This window comes from Bacillus infantis, from assembly GCF_050107595.1.
In the GTDB taxonomy this organism is placed as follows: Bacteria; Bacillota; Bacilli; order Bacillales; family Cytobacillaceae; genus Bacillus_AB; species Bacillus_AB infantis_C.
Genome location: NZ_JBNILH010000017.1, coordinates 26,049 through 43,214, shown reverse-complemented (window position 1 = coordinate 43,214; position 17,166 = coordinate 26,049). Strand labels below are relative to the sequence as shown.

Annotated in this window: 18 protein-coding genes; 17 read left to right on the top strand and 1 reads right to left on the bottom strand. The window is 43.1% G+C overall.

The window, feature by feature from the left end; all coding sequences use genetic code 11:
• The first annotated feature begins 3 nt into the window (after positions 1-3).
• The 13 genes from celB to ACQCVH_RS24125 all read left to right on the top strand — a co-directional run bounded on the left by celB (position 4) and on the right by ACQCVH_RS24125 (position 12,339).
• On the top strand, positions 4-1,353 hold the full coding sequence (gene celB, locus ACQCVH_RS24185; protein WP_426838193.1) for a PTS cellobiose transporter subunit IIC: 1,350 nt from the start codon (positions 4-6) through the stop codon (positions 1,351-1,353).
• 12 nt (positions 1,354-1,365) lie between these two features.
• Complete coding sequence (chbG, locus tag ACQCVH_RS24180) at positions 1,366-2,109, top strand: chitin disaccharide deacetylase (protein ID WP_426838191.1); 744 nt, start codon at positions 1,366-1,368, stop codon at positions 2,107-2,109.
• Between the two features lie 146 nt (positions 2,110-2,255).
• The gene (locus ACQCVH_RS24175; protein ID WP_022543756.1) at positions 2,256-2,570 is read left to right on the top strand and encodes a PTS sugar transporter subunit IIB; all 315 of its coding nucleotides are present in this window, start codon (positions 2,256-2,258) and stop codon (positions 2,568-2,570) included.
• An 83-nt stretch (positions 2,571-2,653) separates the two neighbouring features.
• Positions 2,654-2,983: a PTS sugar transporter subunit IIA gene (locus ACQCVH_RS24170; RefSeq protein ID WP_426838190.1), complete on the top strand. Its 330-nt coding sequence runs from the start codon at positions 2,654-2,656 to the stop codon at positions 2,981-2,983.
• Complete coding sequence (locus ACQCVH_RS24165) at positions 2,980-4,308, top strand: 6-phospho-beta-glucosidase (RefSeq protein ID WP_426838189.1); 1,329 nt, start codon at positions 2,980-2,982, stop codon at positions 4,306-4,308. Before ACQCVH_RS24170 ends, ACQCVH_RS24165 begins: the two co-directional genes overlap by 4 nt.
• A gap of 217 nt (positions 4,309-4,525) precedes the next feature.
• Positions 4,526-5,443 (top strand): LysR family transcriptional regulator, encoded by a 918-nt coding sequence (locus ACQCVH_RS24160; RefSeq protein ID WP_426838188.1) that lies wholly within the window; start codon positions 4,526-4,528, stop codon positions 5,441-5,443.
• A gap of 148 nt (positions 5,444-5,591) precedes the next feature.
• Complete coding sequence (locus ACQCVH_RS24155) at positions 5,592-6,695, top strand: 5-methyltetrahydropteroyltriglutamate--homocysteine S-methyltransferase (RefSeq protein WP_426838187.1); 1,104 nt, start codon at positions 5,592-5,594, stop codon at positions 6,693-6,695.
• 128 nt (positions 6,696-6,823) lie between these two features.
• Positions 6,824-7,264 carry a cell wall hydrolase gene (locus ACQCVH_RS24150; RefSeq protein WP_426838185.1) on the top strand — a complete coding sequence of 147 codons (441 nt, stop codon included), beginning with the start codon at positions 6,824-6,826 and terminating at the stop codon, positions 7,262-7,264.
• A 299-nt stretch (positions 7,265-7,563) separates the two neighbouring features.
• Positions 7,564-9,153 carry a malate:quinone oxidoreductase gene (locus ACQCVH_RS24145; RefSeq protein ID WP_426838184.1) on the top strand — a complete coding sequence of 530 codons (1,590 nt, stop codon included), beginning with the start codon at positions 7,564-7,566 and terminating at the stop codon, positions 9,151-9,153.
• Positions 9,154-9,253: 100 nt separating this feature from the next.
• Complete coding sequence (locus ACQCVH_RS24140; protein WP_426838183.1) at positions 9,254-9,718, top strand: NUDIX hydrolase; 465 nt, start codon at positions 9,254-9,256, stop codon at positions 9,716-9,718.
• A 225-nt stretch (positions 9,719-9,943) separates the two neighbouring features.
• Positions 9,944-10,546: a VanZ family protein gene (locus ACQCVH_RS24135; RefSeq protein WP_426838182.1), complete on the top strand. Its 603-nt coding sequence runs from the start codon at positions 9,944-9,946 to the stop codon at positions 10,544-10,546.
• Positions 10,524-11,207: a response regulator transcription factor gene (locus tag ACQCVH_RS24130; RefSeq protein WP_483964309.1), complete on the top strand. Its 684-nt coding sequence runs from the start codon at positions 10,524-10,526 to the stop codon at positions 11,205-11,207. The genes ACQCVH_RS24135 and ACQCVH_RS24130 overlap by 23 nt, the downstream gene beginning before the upstream one ends.
• On the top strand, positions 11,197-12,339 hold the full coding sequence (locus tag ACQCVH_RS24125) for a sensor histidine kinase (RefSeq protein ID WP_426838180.1): 1,143 nt from the start codon (positions 11,197-11,199) through the stop codon (positions 12,337-12,339). The genes ACQCVH_RS24130 and ACQCVH_RS24125 overlap by 11 nt, the downstream gene beginning before the upstream one ends.
• Positions 12,340-12,523: 184 nt before the next feature.
• Here ACQCVH_RS24125 and ACQCVH_RS24120 read toward each other — a convergent pair whose 3' ends face one another.
• Positions 12,524-13,087 carry a CBO0543 family protein gene (locus tag ACQCVH_RS24120; RefSeq protein WP_426838178.1) on the bottom strand — a complete coding sequence of 188 codons (564 nt, stop codon included), beginning with the start codon at positions 13,085-13,087 and terminating at the stop codon, positions 12,524-12,526.
• A 230-nt stretch (positions 13,088-13,317) separates the two neighbouring features.
• On the opposite strand from ACQCVH_RS24120, the gene ACQCVH_RS24115 reads away from it, so the two are divergent.
• The 4 genes from ACQCVH_RS24115 (at position 13,318) to ACQCVH_RS24100 (ending at position 17,092) form a co-directional block, all read left to right on the top strand.
• Positions 13,318-13,716 (top strand): RrF2 family transcriptional regulator, encoded by a 399-nt coding sequence (locus tag ACQCVH_RS24115; protein WP_426838176.1) that lies wholly within the window; start codon positions 13,318-13,320, stop codon positions 13,714-13,716.
• Between the two features lie 36 nt (positions 13,717-13,752).
• Positions 13,753-14,664, top strand: a complete 912-nt coding sequence (locus tag ACQCVH_RS24110; RefSeq protein WP_426838175.1) for an NAD(P)/FAD-dependent oxidoreductase — start codon at positions 13,753-13,755, stop codon at positions 14,662-14,664.
• 23 nt (positions 14,665-14,687) lie between these two features.
• Complete coding sequence (locus ACQCVH_RS24105) at positions 14,688-15,263, top strand: class I SAM-dependent methyltransferase (protein ID WP_426838174.1); 576 nt, start codon at positions 14,688-14,690, stop codon at positions 15,261-15,263.
• 644 nt (positions 15,264-15,907) lie between these two features.
• Entirely contained in the window at positions 15,908-17,092 is a 1,185-nt protein-coding gene (locus ACQCVH_RS24100) for a YecA family protein (protein WP_426838172.1), read from the top strand.
• The last annotated feature ends 74 nt before the right edge of the window (positions 17,093-17,166 follow it).

Below are 17,166 nucleotides of genomic sequence, written 5' to 3'. Positions count from 1 at the left end.
TTAATGAGCAAAATGAATGATTTCCTTGAAAATAAGGTAATGCCTGTTGCAGGCAGGGTAGCTGGCCAGCGCCATCTTCAGGCACTGCGTGATGGAATTATCCTGACTATGCCGTTGATTATTGTCGGTTCATTATTCCTGATTCTCGGTTTCTTGCCTATTCCTGGCTATGCCGATTTCATGGCAAATACATTTGGTGATCAATGGCTGACCAAGCTGATGTACCCGGTAGGTGCGACCTTCGATATTATGGCCTTGATTGCCGCCTTTGGCATAGCTTACCGCCTTGCTGAAAAATATGGAGTGGATGCGCTGTCTGCAGGCGCAATTTCTGTTGCGGCATTTCTTTTGGCAACTCCGTATCAGGTCTCCTTTACACCAGATGGTGCTTCAGAAGCAGTACTTGTAGGCGGAGCGATCCCAGCCGCTTTAATGGGAAGCAAGGGACTTTTTGTAGCCATGCTGATTGCCATGCTTTCCACGGAAATATACCGATTTATCATCCAGAAAAAGATCATTATTAAAATGCCTGATGGCGTACCGCCTGCTGTCAGCAAATCATTCGTTGCACTCATTCCGGGTTTTATTGTTATCGCCTTGATTTGGCTTCTTCGGCTTCTTGTAGAGCAGACAGACTTTCAGAGCTTGCATAATATTATTGGCGAAGTCCTCGGAAAACCACTTGGCATCCTGGGCGGAAGCTTGATCGGCAGCCTGGTTGCAGTATTTCTTGTACAGCTATTATGGTCTTGTGGATTACATGGAGCTTCCATTGTTGGAGGGGTAATGGGGCCAATTTGGCTGTCAGCAATGGATGCAAACCGCCTGGCGTTCCAGGGAGGAGAAACTTTGCCAAATATATTCACACAGCAATTCTTCGATATCTTTGTATATATAGGAGGAAGCGGCGCAACGTTAGCATTGGTGCTTGCAATGATTTTGAGGGCACGGAGCAAGCAAATGAAGCAATTAGGCCGTTTAGCTATCGGGCCGGGGCTATTCAATATTAACGAACCTGTAGTATTTGGAATGCCGATTGTGATGAACCCTATTTTGATCGTTCCCTTTATACTTACACCGCTTGTAATGGTCTTAACCACCTATATTGGCATGAGTACGGGGCTGGTCGCAAAACCGGCAGGGATTGCGGTTCCATGGACAATGCCGCCGATAATCGGGGGATATTTGGCAGCAGGAGGAAAAATGTCAGGAGCTGTCCTGCAACTAATAAACTTTGCCTTAGCGTTTACCATCTATTATCCTTTCTTCCGGATTTGGGATAAACAAAAGCTCGCTGAAGAAGGCGGTTTTCAGCCTCCAGTCGATGCCAATAAAAAAGTTGCAAACATGTAAGGAGCTGAAGTAATGACTAAGTTAATTATCAATGCCGATGATTTTGGCTACTCTAAAGGAGTTAATCTGGGAATTATTGAAGCATATCAAAATGGTGTTGTCACTTCGACTACATTAATGGCAAATATGCCTGGAGCACAGCATGCTGCCGGCCTGGCGAAGAAAAACCCCGGACTGGGAGTGGGAATCCATTTCGTGTTGACCTGTGGAAGGCCTGTAAGCAAGGAAGTGTTCTCGCTGGTAAACAGCCAGGGAGAATTTAACAGGATATCTGCAATAGAGGAGCAAGGATCAGCTGAGGAAATTGAACTTGAATTAACAAGCCAATTTGAAAAGTTCCTTTCTTTTGGCATAAAACCCACCCATATCGACAGCCATCATCATGTGCATTCACTTCCAAATGTTTATCCCGCAGTAGAAAAAATAGCCAGGGAAAACCAGTTGCCGATTAGAAAAGTAAGTTCTGATCCAAACCAATTACAGCCTGTCCAATATTTTAATCATGAATTTTACGGGGATCAGCTGACGACAGAGTATTTAATCGGACTGCTGGATAAAGCCCTTCTTTATGAAACTGCAGAGTTAATGACACATCCCGCTTTTGTTGATGAACAGGTCTATTCTGGCAGTTCCTATGCTTTACAGCGTATCAGAGAATTAACCATATTAACCGACCCTGCTGTCCAGGAGGCCATTACTGAAAGGGGCATTGATCTTATAACCTTTAGGGAGGTTTCGATTAAGTCCATGGTTTGAAAGGGCTGAACAGGTTCCTGGGCTGTATAGTTAGGAGCCTGTTTAGATGATTTATATTTTTAGCAAGATAATTCCGGTCAGGTTTTTGTAATATTCTTACATTAAAAAATATCACTAAGAAAACAAAATTAGGGAGGAATGAGAGGATGAATATTTTGTTATGCTGCGCAGCAGGAATGTCAACAAGCTTATTGGTGACTAAAATGGAAACAGCAGCTAAAAGCCAGGGCATTGAGGCTAAGATCTGGGCGGAAGGTGCTGATGCAGTTAAACGGCATATTGACAACGCAGATGTATTGCTCCTTGGTCCGCAGGTGCGTTATTTAATGCCCCAAATGAAAAAGTTATGTGAGGAGAAAAATATACCAGTAGATTCTATCAACCCTGTTCATTATGGAATGTGCAATGGTCCGGAAGTATTAAAGGCTGCTATTGATTTGATCAATGGTCAAAAGGGATAGTTTCATAGGATTCTTCTTGTGCATGGAAAGGTAGAATGACTCTCTTTTATAAATAAATCATAGAAGGAAGGGATGTTTTCTTTATGGCTAGCATCGAAGAGACAATCTTTCAAATCATCCTTCATGGCGGCAATGGCAAAAGCTCTGCAATGGAGGCAATTGCCGCTGCCAAGAGCGGGGACATAGCTGGGGCAAGAAAAAAAATAGAGGAAGCTGCTAATGAGCTAAATAGCGCGCATCTAATCCAAACGTCTCTGATCCAAAGAGAAGTGAGAGGAGAAAGTACAGAGATTTCTTTGTTAATGGTGCATGCTCAGGACCATCTTATGAATGCTATTACGATAAAAGACATGGCAGGCGAATTTGTAGACTTGTATGAGCACGTAAATTTATCCGGAGGTGTGAATGCATGAAAAAAGGGTTAAAAATCGCTACCATTGGCGGGGGATCAAGTTATACCCCTGAGTTAGTTGAAGGCTTTATTAAGAGGTATAGAGAATTGCCGGTAAGTGAGCTCTGGCTGGTTGATGTAGAAGCCGGGAAAGAGAAACTTGAGATTGTAGGAAATCTCGCTAAACGAATGGTTCAAAAGGCAGGGCTGCCTATTGAAGTTCATCTGACGCTTGATCGTAAAGAAGCTTTGAAGGAAGCAGATTTTGTAACAACACAATTTCGGGTAGGTTTATTGGATGCACGGGCAAAGGATGAAAGAATTCCCTTAAAATATGGAGTGCTGGGACAAGAGACAAACGGTCCTGGAGGATTGTTTAAGGGCCTGCGCACAATACCGGTTATTTTAGATATTTGCAGAGATATGGAGGAGCTGTGTCCGGATGCCTGGCTGATTAACTTTACAAATCCTGCAGGAATGGTGACGGAAGCTGTTCTCCGATATTCAAATATCAAAAAGGTAGTAGGGCTCTGCAATGTACCTATAGGAATGGAAATGGGAATTGCTAAGCTGCTGAATGTGGAACATTCCCGTATCCGGATCGATTTCGCCGGATTGAATCACATGGTATATGGTCTTGATGTGTACCTGGATGGCGAGAGTGTAAAAGAAAAGGTAATAGACCTTCTCACTGATCCGCAGAACAGCAGCTTTGTAAAGAATGTTCAAGGAATTGGATGGGAACCATCTTTTCTTAAGGCCTTAAATGTTCTTCCATGCCCATATCATCTGTATTATTATAAAACGCGGGAAATGGTTGAAAAGGACCTGAAAAATTCTGAGATGGAAGGTACCCGTGCAGAAGTAGTTCAAAAACTCGAAAATGACCTTTTTGAGCTTTATAAGGATCCCAGCCTGGACATTAAGCCGCCGCAGCTTGAGAAACGGGGAGGCGCATACTATTCTGATGCAGCTGTCCGATTGATTTCTTCTATGTTCAATGACAAACGCGATATCCAGCCTGTCAATACATTGAATAATGGAGCAATAGCGGGCATTCCTGATGATTCAGCAGTTGAGGTAAGCTGCATTATTACTAAGGACGGTCCGAGACCTATTGCCATGGGTGACCTCCCTGTGCCGGTCCGCGGATTGGTCCAGCAGATAAAATCTTTTGAAAGAGTCGCCGCAGAAGCTGCTGTCACGGGAGATTATGACAAAGCAGTCCTTGCACTGACAATCAATCCTTTAGTTGCATCTGACAAGCTGGCAAAGCAAATTGTCGACGAAATGCTTGAAGCCCACAAAGAACATTTGCCTCAGTTTTTTAATAAGGTAGAAGCTTAGAATATATAAGAATCTGGCTGACAGGGCTGGATTCTTTCTTTCTGTTTGCTTCAAGACCAGGATCGGAAACGTTTAAGCAGCAGAAGGATTTAATGGATTATTGCTGTAGAATGCCTTATAATCTTCTGAAAACCAGCAGGACATAATGGAGAATTGTGCACTGCTTATTATATTTAGCAGATTTGAAGCAGAAAAACCCTTCGTAAAGGATGTAACCATGACACTACAACAGCTAAAATACGTAATCGAAGTAGCCAGAAGCCGCTCGATCAACAAAGCGGCACAAAGGCTGTTTATCAGCCAGCCCAGCCTTTCGAATGCACTGAAAGAGCTGGAGGAGGAAGTTGGGATCACGATTTTTTCTCGGTCCAATAAAGGGATTTTGATCACTCCTGAAGGGTCGGAGTTTCTTGGCTATGCCAGGCAGGTGGTTGAGCAGGCGGAGCTTCTTGAAAATCGTTATACGAATGCACGGTCCCCGCAGCAGCATTTTTCTGTTTCTGCCCAGCATTATGCATTTGCAGTAAGTGCGTTTGTACGTCTGTTGAAGGAATATGATCCGGAGGAATACGAATTCAGTCTGCGGGAAACGAAAACCTATGAAATCATTGATGATGTGAAAAATCTGCGCAGTGAGATCGGGATTTTGTATGTGAATGAATTTAATAGAAATGTCATTTATAAGTTTTTGAGGGAAGGAAGCCTGGAGTTTCATGAGCTGTTTGAGGCAGACCCCCATATATTTATCAGCTCCACAAATCCTCTTGCGGAAAAGGATTATGTCACTTTACCAGATTTGGATCCGTATCCATATCTCTCTTATGAGCAGGGAGATTATAATTCCTTCTATTTTTCCGAGGAGATTCTCAGCACCCTTTCCAGGCCGAAGAATATCCGGGTGACGGATCGGGCCACCCTGTTTAATCTGCTGATCGGGCTGGATGGCTATACCATTTCAACTGGTGTGATCAGCCATAAATTAAACAGCAAGGATATCATAGCCATTCCATTAAAGGTGGATGAGAAAATTAATGTGGGTTATATCACTCATAAAAATGTGACAAACAGCCCGCTTGCCAATATCTATATCCAGTATTTGAAGGAAAGCATAAAAGAAGAGCTGGGCGGGTTATAGTTTAAAGCTATAACAAGGCATAGCGACATTGTGTTACGTTATAAGAATTTCCCTGTGCTACACTTACTTTAATTAAAACAAGCCAACTTCCAGGGCAGCATTTTTTTTAAGATAAGAGCCTTTGAATATTGGGGAGAGGGAGTTCACTATGACTAAAACACTTGTTAAAGCTCCATTTAGAGCAGATCATGTAGGAAGCTTATTGCGTCCGGAGAGGATCCATAAGAGCAGGAAGGAATTCCAGGAGGGTACAATTACAGCTCAGGAGCTTCATGCCATCGAAACAGAAGAAATTAAAAAGATTGTGGACAAGCAAATTGAGGTTGGCCTTCAGGCTGTCACCGATGGGGAATTCCGCCGCAGGTTCTGGCATACAGATTTCCTTGAGCATTTGAATGGGGTAGAGGGATATGTGCCGGATCATGGCTTTGCCTTCAAAGGGGAAGAAACGGAAAGATATGATGTACGTGTAGTTGGTAAAGTATCTTTCAATCAGAATCACCCGCATATTAAAGACTTTATCGAATTTAAAGAAATTGTCGGTGAACGTGCGGTTGCAAAGCAGACCATCCCGAGTCCGAACCAGCTGTTTAACGCTGGCATTCGCAATCTCGAAATCTATCCGGACGTTGAAGAATATGCGAATGATATTATCCAGACTTACAAGGATGCCATCAAAGCATTCTATGATGCAGGCTGCCGCTACCTTCAATTTGATGATGTATACATCGCCGGCCTGAATGCACCGGAGATTCCTTTCAATGACAGCGGCTATTCACGTGAGGAATTAATCAGCCTGGCATTAAGAGTTGTGAACGGTGTGCTGGAGGAAAAGCCGGAGGATTTGACTGTAACCACTCACCTTTGCCGCGGGAACTACCGCTCTAAATGGGCATTCGAAGGCAGCTATGCCAAGATTGCGCCTGTATTGTTTGCAAAAGAGAAGGTGAACGGATTCTTCCTGGAATATGATGATGACCGTTCCGGCGATTTCGGCCCTCTGGAGTTCGTTCCAAATGGCGGCCCGTTGGTGGTGCTGGGTGTATTCACGTCCAAGCATGGTACTTTGGAAGACAAGGAGAACATTAAAGCACGTATAGAAGAAGCAACCAAATATCTGCCGCTGGAGCAATTATGCATCAGTCCGCAATGCGGCTTTGCCTCTACCCATCACGGAAATATTCTGACAGAGGAAGAGCAGTGGGCGAAGCTGAAGTATATTGTAGATATTTCTAAGGAGATTTGGGGATAATATTTGAAGCGAACAGCTTTTGGCGGCTGTTCGCTTTTTTTCGTATCAATAAAAAGGACATTCTCATTCCACAAACACTAACATTCAAACAGGCCATCACATCATACACTGTCATGGAGGTGAGAAATATGCCACGAGTGAATTACCGAAGTGCTGACGTGGACCTGATGGCCAGGATGATGCGGGCAGAGGCTGAAGGGGAAGGCAAGCAAGGGATGCTGTATGTGGGGAATGTAATTGTGAACCGTCTTTTAGCCAATTGTTTGGATTTTAAGGAATTGAGATCCGTACGGGATGTCATTTATCAGGTGCAGGGCGGAAATTATTCTTTTGAAGCTGTCCAAAAGGGGAATGTGTTTTATCAAAGGGCAAGAGAAGTGGAGAGAAGATTAGCCAGGCAGAATCTTGATTATTGGAGACAGCATCCGGGGAAATATGCTCTCTGGTATTTTAATCCGTATGCCCCTTGTCCTCCGACATGGTACGACCAGCCTTTTGCCGGCCAATATAAGAATCATTGTTATTATGAGCCTCAGGCAGGGACATGTGAGGCTGTTTATTCCGGGTAAGCTTACTCTCTTTGAGTAGGCTTTTTTATTTTCACGCCCACAAATATATAAAAGATTAAACTGCCAGTTTTTGAAAAAAATGCCGGGCATTGATATGCTACACTTGTTAACGCTTACTTTTTATTTTAATATAGGAATATAATGTTTCATAAATTCTAATCCTGATATAATGAAAAAAGTACAGAATTTTTGATTTTTCCAGTATAAAGTGAACCTTTGCACTTTTTCCCAAACGAAAAATAATATATAATTATCAGATAATAGTAGATAAATTACCCAATAAATCATTATAATAGAATATGAAAGGGTTTTATTTGAAACGGAAGAGTGAATTTCTAGGTGAAATAGCGCACAATCTTTTTTCACATATAGGAGGCAAAGAACGTATTATGAGCAGCGTACAGAAAGCAACAGACGTAATCTTAATTGGTGCCGGGATCATGAGTGCAACATTGGGTTCTTTTCTGAAGGAGCTTGCTCCTGAGTGGGAGATCAAGGTTTTTGAGAAGCTTGCGGGTGCAGGGGAAGAAAGCTCTAATGAGTGGAATAATGCGGGTACAGGCCATGCTGCCTTGTGCGAGCTGAATTATACGCCAGAGAAGCCGGATGGCTCTATTGATATAAAGAAAGCGATTAATATTAACGAACAATTCCAGCTGTCACGCCAGTTTTGGTCTTATTTAGTCAAAAAGGACCTTATCCGCAATCCTCAGGAATTCATCATGCCTATACCGCATATGAGCCTTGTGGAAGGTGAGAAAAATGTAGAATTCCTGCAAAAACGATTTAAAGCGCTTTCAGGTGTCCCGCTTTTTCAGGGCATGGAATTCTCAAGCGACCCCAAGAAATTAAAGGAATGGATTCCTCTTATTATGGAGGACCGGAAATCAAACGAACCGATCGCCGCCACAAAAATTGATTCCGGTACAGATGTGAATTTCGGTGCTTTGACTAGGATGCTGTTCGACTATTTAAAGAAGCAAAATGTAGAAATGAATTACAAGCATACGGTAAAGGATATCAAACGCAACAGCCAGGGCTTATGGGACGTGAAGGTGAAAAATCTTGAAAGCGGCACTGTGGAACACCATACTGCCAAGTTCGTTTTCATCGGAGGCGGGGGCGGCAGTCTGCCGCTGCTGCAGAAAACCGGGATTCCTGAGTCGAAGCGAATCGGGGGCTTCCCTGTCAGCGGACTCTTCCTTGTCTGCAATAACCCTGAGGTCATTGCCAGGCACCATGCCAAGGTATACGGGAAAGCAAAGGTCGGAGCGCCGCCAATGTCGGTTCCGCATCTTGATACAAGGTATATCGATAACAAGAAGTCCCTGCTGTTCGGGCCTTTTGCCGGTTTCTCGCCTAAGTTCCTGAAAACAGGCTCTAATTTTGATTTAATCGGATCTGTTAAACCGAATAATGTCTTTACCATGCTGGCAGCGGGAATGAAGGAATTCCCTTTGACCAAGTATTTGATCGAGCAGGTGCTGCTGTCGCATGAGAAGCGGATCCAGGAGCTGCGCGAGTTCATCCCGAATGCCAGGAGCGGTGATTGGGATACGGTCGTAGCCGGCCAGCGCGTGCAGGTCATCAAGGACACAGAAGCAGGCGGCAAAGGAACGCTGCAATTCGGGACTGAGGTTGTGAGTGCATCAGACGGTTCGGTTGCCGCATTGCTCGGAGCATCCCCGGGTGCATCAACTGCTGTACAGGTTATGCTGGAAGTGCTTGAGAAATGCTTCCCTGAGCAGATGCAGAAATGGCAGCCGAAAATTAAAGAAATGATTCCGTCATTCGGTGTCTCATTAGCCAATAACCCAGCACTTTTCCATGAGATCCAGACTTCGACAGCCGAGACGCTTGGCTTAAGGAAAAAGGAATTGGTTTCCTAGAAAAATATTATGTTAACTAGATACATCAGGAGCCTTTAATCATGATAAGATTAGAGGTTCTTTTTTGCTTTTATTACAAGAAAGAAAAGAGGTTAGAACAATGGATTACATAAAAACGATGCGAAAATGGATCGGACACGAAACGCTGTTCACTGCTGGCTGCGGCATCATCATTGAAAACGCGGGTAGAATCCTGCTTCAGCACCGCACAGATGAGGACAATTGGTGCATACCTGGCGGAGTCATGGAGCTGGGAGAAACATTTGAGCAGACGGCTAAAAGAGAAACCTTTGAAGAAACAGGACTGGAGGTTCACGAACTGGAGCTGTTCGGAATTTACTCTGGGGAAAAGTGCTTTGTTGAATATCCTAATAAAGACAGGGTATTCAGTGTCCAGATTATATTTAAAACCAGCAGAGTCAGCGGGACTTTAAAACAGACTGGAGACGAAAGCAGGGAACATCGGTATTTTGAGAAGAGCGGTCTGCCAGGAAATTTAAATCCAAGGCAGAAGGAGTTTATTCAAGATTGGGCTGAGGGGAAGAAGACACCTGTACTGGATTAAAATGAATAAATCATCTGGATGCAGGCATCCCTACAACTTGAAGGATTAGTTGATTTTTGAAAAGTCCTGCAGACTTGCGGGGCTTTTCTTTATTTACAAGCAATCCGCAGACTAAACCATAGTATTTTGAAATAATTTAGTCATCCTTAATTCTTTCTTTAAAAATTCTTTACTATTTCCTCCTATACTGGTTCTTAATTAAGCAAATAAATAGGAGGAAAGATAATGGAAAAATCGATTATGTTCACTATTGAATCATGGTATGTGCTGGGCCCGCTCTTTTTATTGGGGATCCTGGTCCTGGCGGTCTGGGGAAATCGTCAAAAAAGGAAGGTGACCATTGCTCAATATGCTGTTTTATTGTCATTTGGAATATACTTGCTTTGCGTGATCCATCTTGTATTTTTCCCGATAGATGTCAATATAGGAAGGTATGCGAACCAGACAAAGTGGTATCAGACTGTGAACTTTATACCTGTGCTGACAATTGATATAACGACTTTTATGCTGAATGTTCTTATGCTTGTGCCGTTCGGGATGTACCTTCCGTTCCTGAACAGGAGAATAGCTTCCTATAAAGACGCTGCAAAGCTCGGCTTTGCATTGAGTCTTGCTTTTGAATTGGTTCAGCTGCTGATCAGGGTTACGCTTGGAAGCGGCAGAAGCACGGATGTGAATGATCTGCTGGCAAATACAGCAGGAGCTATATTTGGATTTTTCATAGTGAAAAGCTTGTTTAAAATGAAGTTTATTGGCGGTCTGCTGAAACAGTTTCAGCTGCATGAAAAGAGGGGAGAGTCAGTCATTGACGAGAATATTGGTTGTTGATGATGATCAGCATATTGCAGAGCTGATTGAGGTGTACTTAAAGAATGAAGGCTATGAGATCAGCAAAGCAGGAGATGGGGTTGAGGCGTTGAACAGCTTCGGCAAAAGCCAGCCAGATTTGATCATTCTGGATATTATGATGCCTGAGATGGACGGGCTGTCTTTTTGCACACAGGTAAGGAAATGCAGCCAGGTGCCTATTCTGATGGTGAGTGCGAAGGTAGAGGATATGGACAAAATCGTGGGCCTGATGACCGGCGCCGATGACTATATGAGCAAGCCATTCAATCCGCTGGAGCTCACAGCAAGGGTAAAGGCCTTGCTGAGGAGAGCAAACTATACCCAGCCGGAAAATGCAGAGGCCGTTCTGCAAATCGGCCCCCTTGCGATTGATAAACAAAAGCATCTTGTGCTGGCTGAAGGGCACAGCGTTAAGCTGACGTCCATTGAATTTGAAATTTTCTATCTGCTGGCAAGAAACCAGGGCCGTGTTTTTTCCTCTGAAGAAATATTTGAAAGTGTGTGGAATGAACCAGGTGAGGGGTCCAATAAAACTGTTATGGTTCATATAAGCAACCTGCGCGAAAAGCTTGAAGCAGCTTTACCAGGCGAAAAAATCATTAGAACGGTATGGGGAGTGGGGTACAAAATTGAGAGATAATCTGAAGTGCCTTCTAAGGTTTATTCCCAAATGGAAAATTGCGATGTATATCACCCTCTCTTTTTTCCTTTCACTGGCTGTTGCCGCCCTGCTATTGCCGGCTGTCTGGTATATAGAGGACAATTCAAGATTTGCTGAAAGCCTGCTGTTCCTTTTATCCTACGGAAGGTCATTTGTGATTCTCGTTTTTTATATAATCCTGATGGCAGGGTTCCTGCTGCTTTTTTACCTATACGAAAGAAAACGGTATCTCAGCTTTTATTTGAGAAAGCTGACAAAAGAAGTTCAGCAGGTGGCTTTTGAAGAGGGCCCTGCTCTATTATCCGGCAGCGGCGAATTCAGCAGGCTGGCTGAGGGGATCCAGGCTATCTTCACTAAGTCTGAGCAGGCTATTGGAGAAGTAAGAAAAGCAGAGCAGCTGAAAAATGAACTGGTGACCAATGTGGCCCATGATCTAAGATCGCCGCTCACTTCAATCATCGGCTATTTAAATTTAATCAATGAAGACCGCTATAAGGATGAGGTTGAGCTGCGCCATTATATCCAGGTCATTACTGAAAAGACTGCTGGTTTGCACTCCCTGATAGACGATATTTTCGAGTATACGTACATGCAGAACCAGCAGGCCCTGTTTGAAAAGCATCCGATCGACCTGGAGGAAATGATGAATCAGCTCGCCGTTCAATCCCGTGTGCAGCTGGAGGACGCGGGAATGGAGTGGCGGCAGTTCCTGGAAGATGAACATCCAATTGTTCACGGAGATGGCGGGAAGCTTATCCGGGTCTTCGAGAACCTGATCCAAAACGCTGTCCGGTATGGCAAAGATGGAAAGTATCTGGATATCATTTTAGGAGGCACAGGCGATATTGTCGAGATACAGGTTGTCAATTACGGAACTGCCATCCCGGCGGCTGACCTGCCTCATATTTTTGAACGGTTCTTCCGGGTCGAAAAATCCCGTTCTCACTTTACTGGAGGCTCGGGGCTTGGTTTGGCCATTGCAAAGAGCATTGTAGAGCTGCATGGAGGAACAATTGATGCAGCAAGCAGCGCGGGGAGGACAGCTTTTATCATCAAACTGCCAAGAGGATATAGCGAAGACCAGCAAATTATTGCCTCCCAAACAGTATAAGTAGTTCCGTTTCGGGGAGAAACATACGAAATATCATACTGATTAACAGACCAGATCGCTTATGATTTGGTCTTCCTTTTTCGCAGGAAAATATCATATTGACAATCACTATTGTCAAGCGGTCTTATTTTGCTGAATGGTAGGCTGTTTTCCTTCTTCTAATAAAGGAAACTGTTTTAGTTCATTACTCTTTCTTTATCTTCTCAAAGCTATCCAGTTTTATAATGCTGTGTGCAGCATAATATAGAAAAAGAAAAATAAAAAAGTCGTACAAAGTTGACCAATTTTTAGGATTATAGAAGTCAATGGCATTGAAAAGATTCATGCCTGCAAATGCAGCAAGTGCAGAAAAAATCACACCTTTTAGAAACGAATTCATATTTGGCTTAATCTGCAATGTAAACATAATTCCTACAGGTGCTAAAGAAAAGTGATAGGGTAAAAATAAAAAGGGAGCTAAAGGGATGATGACCATCGGATAAGACCAAAGCCCCGTTGATAAAGCAGCGAGGTCGATTGTTAGTGACAAAATAATCGTCAATAATCCGCCTAAAAGCAAACGTCCAGTGCTTTCCCTTTTTCTTAGGAAAAACCAAAGTATCCATGGGATTATAAAGAGCCCAATACCAAGCCACCACTGCCATGTAAATAGGAAATCCTCCAGCAAAATCTCCGCAAAATGTGAATTGGTATCAGTAAATTGATTGTACGCTTTTTCTGACTGGGTCAGTCCTTCCTTGAAGCACATATCTCATTCACCTCGAAATATTAGTGATTATATTTTTCACCACTTTATGGAACTTATGTATGGTTAGCTGGCATGTTAGTAAAGAATGCGCCCGGCAACTATAGACATGACCAGGTTAAATTTAGGATTTTTTAAAACCTCTCGTTGACTTCCTTTACCTCAAGTGATAGACTCGACTTAATTACAGATATTAAGAGTCTTTAATATCTTTTTTGTACAAGGAGGTTATTATGAAATATTCAAACGCGACAAACTATGCTCTTCATACGATGGTCCATCTAATGCTGGAGCCTGGGGAAGGCACAGTGGGAGTACAGGAATTAGCAGAAATGCAGCATCTTTCCCCGACGTACCTTTCTAAGGTTTTAACCAAACTTGCGAAAGCGGGCTTGATCGAATCAACTCCTGGTGCAAAGGGAGGTTATAAAATTTCCAGAACAAAACATGACATATCCTTTTTAGATGTTATTCATGCGATTGAAGGAGAGACTAGCTTATTCGATTGCTCCACTCACCATGAAGGCTGCTTGATTGAGAACGTCATGAGACAGGCAGAGGAAAATATGAAAAGTGAACTGGCATCAAAGCTTCTAATCGATATCGCTAAAGAGGCAGAATCACAACGGTAATAAGAAAATATTAAATTCATTGAGGGAGTGAACAAAATGGTATTAGACTGCGCGGTGATTGGCGGAGGCCCGGCTGGGTTGAATGCTGCTTTAGTGCTGGGAAGATCAAGACGTAAAACGATCCTGTTTGATGACAACAAACCGAGAAATGCAGTAACTTCTGAGTCCCACGGGTTTATCACAAGGGATGGTATACATCCGCAGGAATTCAAAAGGATTGCTCAAGGAGAATTAAGCAAGTACCCGAACGTGAGGCTTGAACGGCAAAGGGTGCATCGTATAAATAAAGAAAACAGCTTGTTTCAAGTAGAGACAGAAAACGGTGAAGTATATAGTGCCAAAAAAATTATAATCGCAACAGGATTCAAGGAAATTCTTCTGGATATTCCAAATGCGCAAGAGTTCTATGGCAAGAGCCTGTTCGGCTGTCCTTACTGTGATGGCTGGGAATTAAGAGATCGGCCGCTGGCAGTGATCGCTGAAAAGCAGCAGGCGGCGTTTCATATGGCAAAAGTGGTGTCTAACTGGACGAATGATTTAATTATTTTTACGAACGGCAGGAAAGTCCTTTCGCTCGAAGAAAAAGCATTGCTCAAAAATAATGGCATCGGTATTAACGAAAAGAAGATTTCCTCACTCATTGGAAAAGAGGGGCTGCTGGAAAAAATCCAGCTTGATGATGGAACTACAGTGCTTCGTGAAGGAGGGTTTATTGCCTCGGAATGGAAACAGGCTGCTTCTTTTGATTCACTAGGCTACACACTAAATGAGCAGGGAGGGATTACAACTGACAGTTGGCAGCGCACGAACACAGAAGGGCTGTATGCCTGCGGGGATACGCGAATTGCCGGTGCTTCCCAGTTAATCATTGCGGCAGCGGAAGGCAGTATGGCTGCCATTGCTGTGAATGCAGCTCTTATAGAAGAGAGATATAGCCAGGAAAAATAAAAGTCAAAAATAGGAGGAATTATATGATCCATCACTCGCATGGCAAGCACGATAAAGGAAAAGTATCATACTTGGAAAGTCCCGAGCGAAGAAAGGTATTATCTCCCGAACAATTACTGAACATGATTCCTTTAAAGGAAAATGATAGCATGCTGGATTTTGGCGCTGGGACCGGTTATTTTTCCATCCCTGCAGCTAAAAGGATTAAGGGCAACGTATATGCGCTGGATATCGACACGGCTATGCTGGAAATCATAAGTGAGAAAGCTTTGGAGGAAAAGGTGACAAATATTGTCCCGGTACTGGGGAGTATGGAGGCACTTCCTTTAACAGACAGTTCTATTGATATCATTATCGCTTCTCTGGTCCTGCATGAAATTCAGCCGCTTGCACCGCTATTACAGCAAATGAAAAATGTACTGAAAAAAGAAGGTTATCTAATATGTCTGGAACTTGAACCAAAGAAAAGTTCTGGGAAAGCGCCGAGAATTTCCATGGAAGGAATGGAGCGTGAAATGATAGAAGCAGGATTTAAAGTAACTGAGAAATCCTTTCCAGCAGCATCTTTATACATGCTAATTGCACAGAAAACGGAATAAGCAGATATTTTTTTATCTAATTAAGGATATTAAGTGTCTTTAAAGTATTTAATTATAAAAGTTACGTGGTCTTTCCTTATATTGAGGGGAGACCCTTTTTTATGTCACAAACGCGGCAAGTTAGTATGTAATATACATCAAACCTGGGAACGAAATTATGGAAGATCGACCCAAAACAGATAGCATTAAAATAAGCGGAGAATTTCCGGTTAGGCTGCTGGATATGGCACGGGTTGGTGTAAATAAGCGTAGAAATTCCTGTTAAGAAGAGCGAAGTCACCTATTTTCCTGTTTTTTGATCTGATAGCCGGAATTTCTCCGTTTATTTTGGCTATTTTTAGAGTTTTTTTGAAATAGGGGGAGTTTCTCCTCTTATTTTTTCAGCCTGTCACTGATTCCCTTAATCAGGTACAAGAGGACCGTTCTCTACTTACCGCCTATAGGAGACGTTAATTTTTGACAGCATGATCCCTGATATCCCTCTAAATCAAGGGATATCCTTATTGACGGACTATTTTCTATTTTGATTCATTTTATCCCTGCCGGCTCTTATGTGTATAATAGTAGATTGGAAATGTACATGTATTCATAGAAGAGAAATCAATGATTGATTGAATAAATAAGAGAGAAAGGAGTACATATACATGAGCGGAAATGCAGTACTTGAAAAACAGGACGGATTGAAAGATTTGAAGAAAAGCCAGGATGTGAAGCAGTTCAAAAAGCACTGGAGTGAACTGAGTGTCCCTTTTACACTGAATGACGGGCTGAGTGCTTTCACGAAGGGTGAACTTGATCAAATAAGAAGAAACCTGGCCATAAAAAATGCGAGCAGCCTGAAAAAGGCTGAGCTGATCATCCTGCTCGAGGAGAAAATTGCTGAAAGCCTTGAAAGCATTCCTCTTAGCTGGGACAGCGAAAGGTTTAAGCTGCTGCTGGATATTGCCGAAAGTGGCGGAATAATGCCGGCACCAGGTCTGGAAGCACAGCAGATTGAATACTTCCGCGGAACTGGCCTTATTTACAGCGGTATTGTTGAAGGGGAGCCAGTTCTGGCTGTACCGGATGCACTGGTAGAAAAAGTAATAGAATTAAAAAACAGCATACATATCAGATCTGCCGTCAGCAAAAATACAGAATGGATCAGGCTTACAGGCGGGCTTCTGTATTATTACGGAACCCTGTCAGCTATTCAGCTTGCAGAGTTCCTTGAAAAATACTTAAAACATCCTATACAGCTAAAAGATTATACGAGCATTATTGACGAAGCTAACTCTTACCGCACAGAATTTCAGAGCAGTAAAGATGGCTATTCTAATAAAAGGGTGTTTGATGCTAGACGAGTGATCCATGAGCATCAGGCAAGGAAGAATCTATCCTATTATCCTTTCACCAAACAGCAGATAATGGCGGCTGGTGAGCCTGGTTTTGTGGAAAGAAATAAAAGCTATATGCAGCTCGTCCAATTCCTGTCGCAGCATTTCGAAATTTCTAAAGAAGATGCAGACCAGGTGGCAGAAGAGTGTATTTTTGCTACACGGGTAGGAGATACACCTGAAGATCTGATGAAATACCTAACAAGCATGTTTAAATTCGACAGTGTTGAGAAACTGCAGGCACTGATGGACATAGTGGTGGAACTGATGAACGGCACAAGGGAATGGTTCCTAAAAGGCTATACCTCCATGGAGCTGAGCAGCATGGAGAAAAAGCAGTTAAAGCCGCTGCCGGCTGCCAATAGAGACACCAATACTGAAGCTAAAGTCGGCAGAAATGATCCTTGTCCATGCGGAAGCGGGAAAAAGTACAAGAAATGCTGCGGAAGATAATGATAGTTAACTAACTTAACCGATGAAATGAAAGACGCCTGCCCTGATCAGCCAGTGGCAGGCTCTTTTTGTGC